Below are 7,371 nucleotides of genomic sequence, written 5' to 3'. Positions count from 1 at the left end.
CTACGGCCCCAACGCGGACGGGATCACCGATTACGACGACACCGACTACGGCCCCAATGCCGATGGCATCACCGACTACGACGACTGGGGCGATGACGACGACTGGTACGGCGACCCCACCGGCGAGGACCACTGGGACGACGATGACGACGGCTGGGACGACACGGACTACGACGACCGGGACGACGATGACGACTGGGACGACGATTGGGACGACTGAGCCCCTCCGCCTGCGCCACGAGGTCAAGCACCAGATCTCTCCCCAGGAGGATCTGGTGCTTACCTCCCGGCTTCAGAAGCTCTTTCCCCGGGACGGCCACGCTGGGCCGGACGGCTCCTACCGGGTGACCAGCCTGTATTTCGACACCCCCTACGACGTCGCCCTCCGGGAGAAGCTGGACGGGGTGGACCGGCGGGAGAAGTTCCGCCTGCGGTACTACGGGGAGCGCCCGGATTTTCTCAAGCTGGAGAAGAAGTGGAAGGTCAACGGCCTGTGCGGCAAGCGTTCCGCCCGCCTGACTTTGGAGGAGGCGGAGCGGTTGCTCTCCGGGGAGGACGCCTTCCTTCTGGAGCGGGGTGAGCCCCTGCTGTCGGAGCTGTACCACAAGCTCCATGGGACGTTGCTGCGGCCCAGGACGGTGGTGTGCTATGACCGGGAGGCCTTCCTGTACGTCCCCGGAAACGTCCGGGTGACCCTGGACCGGAACCTGCGCACCTGCAGGGACAGCGCCGGCTTCCTGTCCCCCGGTTCGTTCCCCCTGAAACCTCTGGACGCTTTGACGGTGCTGGAGGTCAAGTACGACGCCTTTCTCCCCGACCTGGTGCGCCTGGCCGTCCAGACGCCGGACCGCCGGGCGGGGGCCTGTTCCAAATACGCCCTGTGCCGGCGGTTTGACTGAGAACGAAGAAAAGAGGTGTGGCTGCCATGCCCACGTTCACCTTTCAGGACATCTTCAAATCCAGCTTTCTGGAGCGGCTGGACGCGGTCTCCCTGCCGGACGCCGCCATCGCCCTGGCGCTGGCCTTCTGCCTGGGCCTGTTCATCTTCCTGGTCTATAAAAAATGCTACGCCGGCGTCATGTACGCCCCCAGCTTCGGGGTGACCCTCATCGCCCTCACCCTCATCACAACCCTGCTGATCCTGGCGGTGACCAGCAACATCGTCCTCTCCCTGGGCATGGTGGGCGCCCTGTCCATCGTCCGCTTCCGCACCGCCATCAAGGAGCCCATGGACATCGCCTTCCTGTTCTGGGCCATCGCGGCGGGCATCGTACTGGCGGCGGGACTCATCCCCCTGGCGGTGCTGGGGAGCCTCTTTGTGGGGGTGGTGCTGCTGGTGTTCTCCCGGCAGAAGAACGGGGAGTCCCCCTACATCCTGGTGGTCCACTGCGCCGACCAGGATGTGGAGGGGCAGGTGCGCGCCCTGGTGGAGGCCCGGGTGCGGCGGCTGAATCTGAAGAGCAAGAGCGTGGCCCCGGGCCAGATCGAGCTGAACTACGAGGTGCGCCTGCGGGATGCCGACACCGAGTTCGTCAATGAGCTGGGGGCCATGGAGGGCGTGGGGAACGTGGTGTTGGTCTCCTACAACGGGGACTACATGGGGTGAGGCCATGATCCGCCACCGGCATATCGACCGCATCTGCGCCGCGGCCATCCTGCTGGCCCTGATCCTCACCGGTCTGCTCTGCTTCGGGGAGGCTCTGGGCCTCCGGCCCGCCAGCGCCGCGCCCGGGTACGCCTCCCGCCTCTTTGATGATGGCCGGGTCCACACCGTGGACCTGCGGGTGGAGGACTGGGCGGCTTTCCTCGAAAACGCCCCGGCGGAGGAGTATATCCCCTGCACCGCGGTCATCGACGGGGAGGAGTTTTACCAGGTGGGCCTGCGGGCCAAGGGGAACAACTCCCTCCGGCTGACGGAGGAGTACGGCCTGTCCCGGTACAGTCTGAAGCTGGAATTCGACCACTATGTGGACGGCGGGAATTACCACGGACTGGACAAGCTCTCCCTGGATGCCTCCTTCCAGGACAACAGCTACCTCAAGACCTACCTGGCCTACCACATGATGGCCTACATGGAGGCGCCGGCCCCTCTGTGCAGCTACGCCTGGGTGACGGTGAACGGTCAGCCTTGGGGGCTGTTTCTGGCCATCGAGGAGCCGGAGGAGGCCTTTGCCCGGCGGAATTTCGGCCCGGATCACGGAGCGCTCTATAAGCCGGACTACCGCTCCCTGAACGCGGAGAACGCCGACGTGGCCCTGCGGTACATTGGCGATGACCCCGACCGCTACCCCAACATCTTTGACAACGCCAAGTTTGACACGGACGGGGCGGACCGGGAGCGGCTGATCCAGGCCCTGCGGGTGCTGTCTACCGGCGAAAATCTGGAGACGGCGGTCAACGTGAACGAGGTGCTGCGATACTTTACAGTGCAGGTCTTTGTGATGAACTGGGACAGCTACCTGGGCCACACCGGACACAACTACTTCCTCTATGAGGAGGACGGGGTGATCTCCATCCTGCCCTGGGACTACAACCTGGCCTTCGGCACCTACGCCCTGGGCATGACCGATCCCATCCGGGACCCCGACGTACTGATCAACTGGCCCATCAACACCCCCGCCCGGGGGGAGACCATGCTGAAACGCCCCCTCTATCACAATCTGATGAAAAACAACGACTATTTTGCTCGGTATCACGCCTATTTCGACCATCTGCTCACGGAGTATTTCGAGAGCGGCCGGTATGAGGCGGTCATCCGGCAGACCCAGGCCATGATCGCCCCCTATGTCCAGGCCGACCCCACCGCCTTCTGCTCCTATGAGGACCACCTGCTGGCGGTGGACACCCTGCTGGAGGTGTGCCGCCTGCGCTCGGAGAGCGTCCGGGGACAGTTGGAAGGAGACTATCCCGCCACCCTGGCCCAGTGGGCGGAACGCCCGGTGTTCGGGGTGGACGCTTCCCATGTGGACCTGCGGGCCCTGGGGGATTTCGATGACCTGGAGGCGGCAAGGGAGCGGCAGGATGAGGCCGCGGCGGTGGTGGAGTGACGCAGGGAAAGAACATGGAATGAGTTTCAGAACAGATCCACGCCAATTTGGTGCTTGATAAACGAAAAAATCAGGCCGCCGGTTCCGAAAGGAACCGGCGGCCTGATTGCAATTTCACCGTTGTCACATTTCCGCCAGATAATACCGCAGGTTCTTCGCCGTTCCTTGCTTTTCCAGCAGGCCGTCCCGGGTCATCTCCCGCAACAGCAGGATCGCCGTGGCCTGGGAGACGCCCAGCGCCGCCTCCACGTCCTTCCGGACGACCCAGCCGTTCTCTCTGCACAGCCCGATGACCTTCTGCACCCGGGCCTCTCTCTTGCCCAAACTGGTGGCTGGCCGGGCAGGCGGGGTATTTTCTGCTTCGCGGCTGAAATTCAGGTTCGGCAGGGTGATCTTGAAGGCATGGTCGGTGGCCTCGATAGCCGGCTGCACCGCCGCGCCGGCGTAGCACTCGTGGATACGGAGAATGCCGGTTCCGTAGGCCTCGATCAGCCGCAGGCGGTAGAAGATGTTGGCCAGGTCAGGGTTACGCAGCACTGATACGCCCAGGCGGATGTCCTCCAGCCCGATGCCCCTGGCCAGGCCGCCGATGGTGACGAACTCGATCCGATCCTCAAAGATACTAATAAGGGTAGGGCCGCTGAAGGCGTAGTCCCGGTGGACCAGGGCGTTGAGCAGCGCCTCCCGCACGGCCTCGGGCGGGTAGTCCCGGATATCCACCCGGTCCAGGCCGGAGAACTCCGCCCGGGTGCGGTTGAATCGGTCGATATAGCCGTAGGCATCCTCCAGTTGCTGGAGCAGAGAGCCGGTCAGCTCCTGCCGGTCCTTGAAGACCGACTTTTTGCTGCCCTCGAAGACCGCCAGCTTGACGGTGTGGTTGCACTGGTCTGAGAGCAGGAATGCCAGGTTGGTGTATGTACCGTCCGGACCGATCAGATGGAGCGTGCGCATCTGAGACGGGCCGAAGGCCACGTTCCGGCTCCGGAAAAACGCCGAGGCCTGCTCAAAGGTGAGTCGCTGCTCCAGGGAGCGGGCGGCCTCGTAGCTGTCGCCGCTGGTCTCCTTGATCATGTCCAGAATTGCCGCTTCGCTGGCGGGGACGGTGGAGGCCCCTTGACGGACAAAGACACCCTCCGGGCGGATACCCTTGCTGTGGAGGTAGTAAGGCCGGGCCGTTCCCCGCTGGACCCGGACGCAGATCACCGGCTTTCCCTCCATGGTCTCACAGCGGCACTCCAGGAACATCGTCAGGTCCGGGCGCACGGCGTCCCGGATGGCGTTGGTGACCCGGAGCATGGTGCCGTCTGCGTCGTCCACGCCGCGCACCGTGCCGTCGTCCTCAATGCCCACATAGAGGGTGCCGCCGTCGCAGTTGGCGAAGGCGATGGCGGTATTCTTGATGTCGTCCACATACTCCCGCTTCAGCTCGGTCGTTTTGTTTTCCGTGAACATGATGAACCTCCCACAAGCAATCTAATAATCTGATAATTATTATATTAGATTTCCGCGGGATTGCAAGGGGATTTTGTCTCCATGGAGCTATTTTATTGGACCATGCCGCTCAGGCTGTGAACGCAAAAGTCCTCGTACAGCGTATCTGGTTTTCTGATTTGCGTTCAGCGTAGACCTAATGTCGAGCCGCGGTTTTCCGCGCCGCCGAAGGTTTGCGCTGAACGTATTTTTGCGCCCGGCTGAAATTTTCCAAAAAAGTTTTTCTAAGGGGGCAAAAACAGGGAGCCTTTTCTCCATTTATTATGAAAGGGCAATCACGGGCGCCTCCGCCGGCAGGAGTTTTGAAAAATTTTTGCCGGGAGGGGGTGAAAATACTCCCTTCATTTCTACATGCTTAATGAAGGGGCTTTTCAGGAGGCTTCCCGCCCCGAGCCCTTATCCTGTTATGAGAGAAGGTCTTTCCCATGAAATCACACGATCCGATCCGCAGCGAACGGCGCCTGTTGGAGGCTCTCCGAGCCGCGGAGACGGCGACGCTCGCCCTGCGGGACTATGCCGCCACCGTCCTGCCGCCGGGACCGCCCGCAGCGGGAGGCCCGTCCATCGGCGAGGAGGCGCCTGCCAGGGTGGAGCTGCTGGAGGGCGGCTGGCTGGCCGTCACCCTGGAGGCCGTCCTGCCCCGCCGGGGCGACAGCGACCGCAGCCGCTTCCTGGCCCACTCCCTGCGCGCAGCCATCCGCCGGGCGTTCCCGGACCGGCTGCCGCCCAAGTTCCACATCTGCGTCCTGGCCTATGAACATATCTACGGCCCGGGCCGCCGCTTTTTGGACCACGACAACCTGGAGCTGAAGCACTGCCAGGATGTGCTGGAGGCGGCGTTCCTCACCAACGATACCTCCGCCCTCTGCTCCGCCTTCCAGTGCAGCCACCGGGGCGAACGGAACGCCACCCGCATCTGGGTCCTGCCCGCCGAGGCGTTCCCCAAGTGGCTGGAGAGCCATCGGGAGTCCTGGGCCGGACCACCGGAAACCTGAAACAATAGCGGAAAAATGATCCGAAAAAACATACCGATTTCTGATTTTTCGCGCCTGCAGATTTTCGGTGCCGCTTTTTGGCCGGAAAGCCAGTATTCCCAAGGGGGCCGGCCGCGGACTTCCAACGCCGTTGGGATCTTTATGGTTTTGAGGCAGTGCGGCAGCGGCAGTCTGTCGGACAGAGCCTGTGCCGGACAGATCCCGCGAGGAATGGCGGCAGTCTGGGCAAGGAGCTCAGTGTGAAAAGAGCCGCGGGCTGTAGAGATCGCAGTACTTAAGATATGAGGATGATACAAGATGAAATGGAATACAGAATATTTTGGCTTTCGCCTGCTGGTGTTCGTGGGGTTCTGCGGCGAGGTGCCGGTGGCGCTGCTGCGGAAGGCGGGCGGCTGCTATGACTATCGCCGGCGGGTGGTAACGGAGCTGGTGCGGACGGGATATCTGAAGGAGCGGAAGTTCCGGGGAGAGCGCCGCCGTGTGGTCCGCTCCCTGTCTCTGACCAGCAGGGGGCTGAACCAGATCCAACACCTCTCTCCCGGCCGGGCGGAACAGATCCGGGCACGCCTGCTGGCTCCGGCCGACGGCCAGGGGGACTGGAGACGGACCCAGCGGCTCCACCGGAACGCCGCCTGCCTGCTGCTGGCCCACCAGCTGGGGGCACGATGGGTCCCGGGCAGGCGCAGGGACGACGCCAGGCGGAAGGAGCTGGTCTATTACAGCGCCTATGAGCTGAACAAGGTCTGCGGCAAGGACAACAAGTCCGCCCGGGTGTCCGGGGTGCTGCTGACGCCTGGCGAGCGCTATTACGCCCTCTATTACCTGGGCCGCCGGAATATGCGGTGGAACCCCGAGACGGAACTGCTGTTCCGGGATCAGTTCGAGCAGTCGGAGGCCGGGGCCGGCTTTTCCTACAGCGGCAGCATCCTGCTGGGGGAAGCGTGGGAGCAGGCCGCCGACCTGGTGCCCCATGCACTGAATCCGCGCAGCCGCCTGATCCGCTTTGCCCGGGAGGACTTCTTCTACTACATCGCCTTTGACGAGAACGGACGCCGGCTGCTCCGAGCGATCCTGGACGAGCACTGCCTCTACCAGCTCCAGCAGTACCTGCTGCGGGAGGCGCACTGCCCGGTCACCAACGAGCCTGTGTACTTGTTCCCCCTGGAGCTGCTGGCGGGATTCTATCAGCTACCGGGGGAGCGGCAATACCACGTCCGGCCGGGTCTGGGCTGGTTCTTCGATTTCCAGATGCCCGCCATAGAGCGGCTGTGCAACACCGGGGCGGAGTTGGTCTCCCTGCCCGGCAGCCTGCTGGCCGGTCTGGACCGGAAGGAGGGGGAGCGGAATGGATCGTGAGAAGATCATCACCGCCGCCGAGCTGATGGATATGCAGTTCCTGCCCCGTTCCACGGTGGTGGACGGGATGCTCCCCGCCGGGTGCTACATTCTGGCGGGAGCCCCCAAGGTGGGCAAGTCCTTCCTCATGGCCCAGCTGTGCTGGTGTGTGGCTACAGGGACCCCCTTCCTGGGACAGCCCACCCACCGCTCCCAGGTGATGTATCTGTCTCTGGAGGACACGGGGGAGCGCGTCCAGGGCAGGCTGATCCGGATGTTCGGTGTGGAGCACCCAGTGGGACGCCTCCATCTGAAATTTGAAACCGACCTGCGTGGGAGAGACCTGCTGGCGATGCTGGAGGGCTTCTTCATGGATCACCCAAGTGTCCGCCTCGTTGTCATCGACACCTTCCAGCGGGTGCGGGAGGGCGGCGGCGCTCAGTACAGCTACCAGAGCGACTATGAGGAGATCCGCCCCTTCAAGGAATTTACCGACATCCACG

Annotated in this window: 8 protein-coding genes; 7 read left to right on the top strand and 1 reads right to left on the bottom strand. The window is 63.3% G+C overall.

The window, feature by feature from the left end; genetic code table 11:
* The 4 genes from QZ378_RS11525 to QZ378_RS11510 all read left to right on the top strand — a co-directional run.
* Positions 1–220, top strand: a 220-nt coding sequence (locus tag QZ378_RS11525; RefSeq protein ID WP_366935204.1) for a hypothetical protein, incomplete at its 5' end; no start/stop codon positions are given.
* Positions 189–899, top strand: a complete 711-nt coding sequence (locus tag QZ378_RS11520; protein ID WP_291258366.1) for a polyphosphate polymerase domain-containing protein — start codon at positions 189–191, stop codon at positions 897–899. The genes QZ378_RS11525 and QZ378_RS11520, both read left to right, overlap by 32 nt.
* 26 nt (positions 900–925) lie before the next feature.
* On the top strand, positions 926–1,606 hold the full coding sequence (locus QZ378_RS11515; RefSeq protein WP_291258365.1) for a DUF4956 domain-containing protein: 681 nt from the start codon (positions 926–928) through the stop codon (positions 1,604–1,606).
* Positions 1,607–1,610: 4 nt separating this feature from the next.
* Positions 1,611–3,047, top strand: coding sequence for a CotH kinase family protein (locus QZ378_RS11510; protein ID WP_291258364.1), 1,437 nt, complete (start codon positions 1,611–1,613; stop codon positions 3,045–3,047).
* 123 nt (positions 3,048–3,170) lie between these two features.
* Here QZ378_RS11510 and QZ378_RS11505 read toward each other — a convergent pair whose 3' ends face one another.
* Positions 3,171–4,499, bottom strand: a complete 1,329-nt coding sequence (locus QZ378_RS11505) for an RNA-binding domain-containing protein (RefSeq protein WP_291258363.1) — start codon at positions 4,497–4,499, stop codon at positions 3,171–3,173.
* A gap of 464 nt (positions 4,500–4,963) precedes the next feature.
* Here QZ378_RS11505 and QZ378_RS11500 point away from each other — a divergent pair, with 464 nt between their 5' ends.
* The 3 genes from QZ378_RS11500 to QZ378_RS11490 all read left to right on the top strand — a co-directional run.
* Complete coding sequence (locus tag QZ378_RS11500) at positions 4,964–5,533, top strand: DUF6100 family protein (RefSeq protein WP_204804405.1); 570 nt, start codon at positions 4,964–4,966, stop codon at positions 5,531–5,533.
* A gap of 297 nt (positions 5,534–5,830) precedes the next feature.
* The gene (locus tag QZ378_RS11495; protein ID WP_291258362.1) at positions 5,831–6,889 is read left to right on the top strand and encodes a hypothetical protein; all 1,059 of its coding nucleotides are present in this window, start codon (positions 5,831–5,833) and stop codon (positions 6,887–6,889) included.
* Positions 6,879–7,371: AAA family ATPase (locus tag QZ378_RS11490; protein ID WP_291258361.1), on the top strand; the 493-nt coding region annotated here is incomplete at its 3' end. The genes QZ378_RS11495 and QZ378_RS11490, both read left to right, overlap by 11 nt.

The sequence above is a fragment of the Flavonifractor sp. genome (assembly GCF_019422385.1).
GTDB classification, from domain to species: Bacteria; Bacillota; Clostridia; order Oscillospirales; family Oscillospiraceae; genus Flavonifractor; species Flavonifractor avistercoris.
Note: the sequence above shows the minus strand (reverse complement) of the source record. Positions and strands in the feature narration are given on the sequence as shown.

Excerpts from the sequence above, each read along its gene's own strand:
- QZ378_RS11505 (WP_291258363.1), bottom strand. The coding sequence starts at position 4,499 with ATGTTCACGGAAAACAAAACGACCGAGCTGAAGCGGGAGTATGTGGAC.
- QZ378_RS11520 (WP_291258366.1), top strand. The coding sequence starts at position 189 with ATGACGACTGGGACGACGATTGGGACGACTGAGCCCCTCCGCCTGCGC.
- QZ378_RS11500 (WP_204804405.1), top strand. The coding sequence starts at position 4,964 with ATGAAATCACACGATCCGATCCGCAGCGAACGGCGCCTGTTGGAGGCT.
- QZ378_RS11495 (WP_291258362.1), top strand. The coding sequence starts at position 5,831 with ATGAAATGGAATACAGAATATTTTGGCTTTCGCCTGCTGGTGTTCGTG.
- QZ378_RS11510 (WP_291258364.1), top strand. The coding sequence starts at position 1,611 with ATGATCCGCCACCGGCATATCGACCGCATCTGCGCCGCGGCCATCCTG.
- QZ378_RS11515 (WP_291258365.1), top strand. The coding sequence starts at position 926 with ATGCCCACGTTCACCTTTCAGGACATCTTCAAATCCAGCTTTCTGGAG.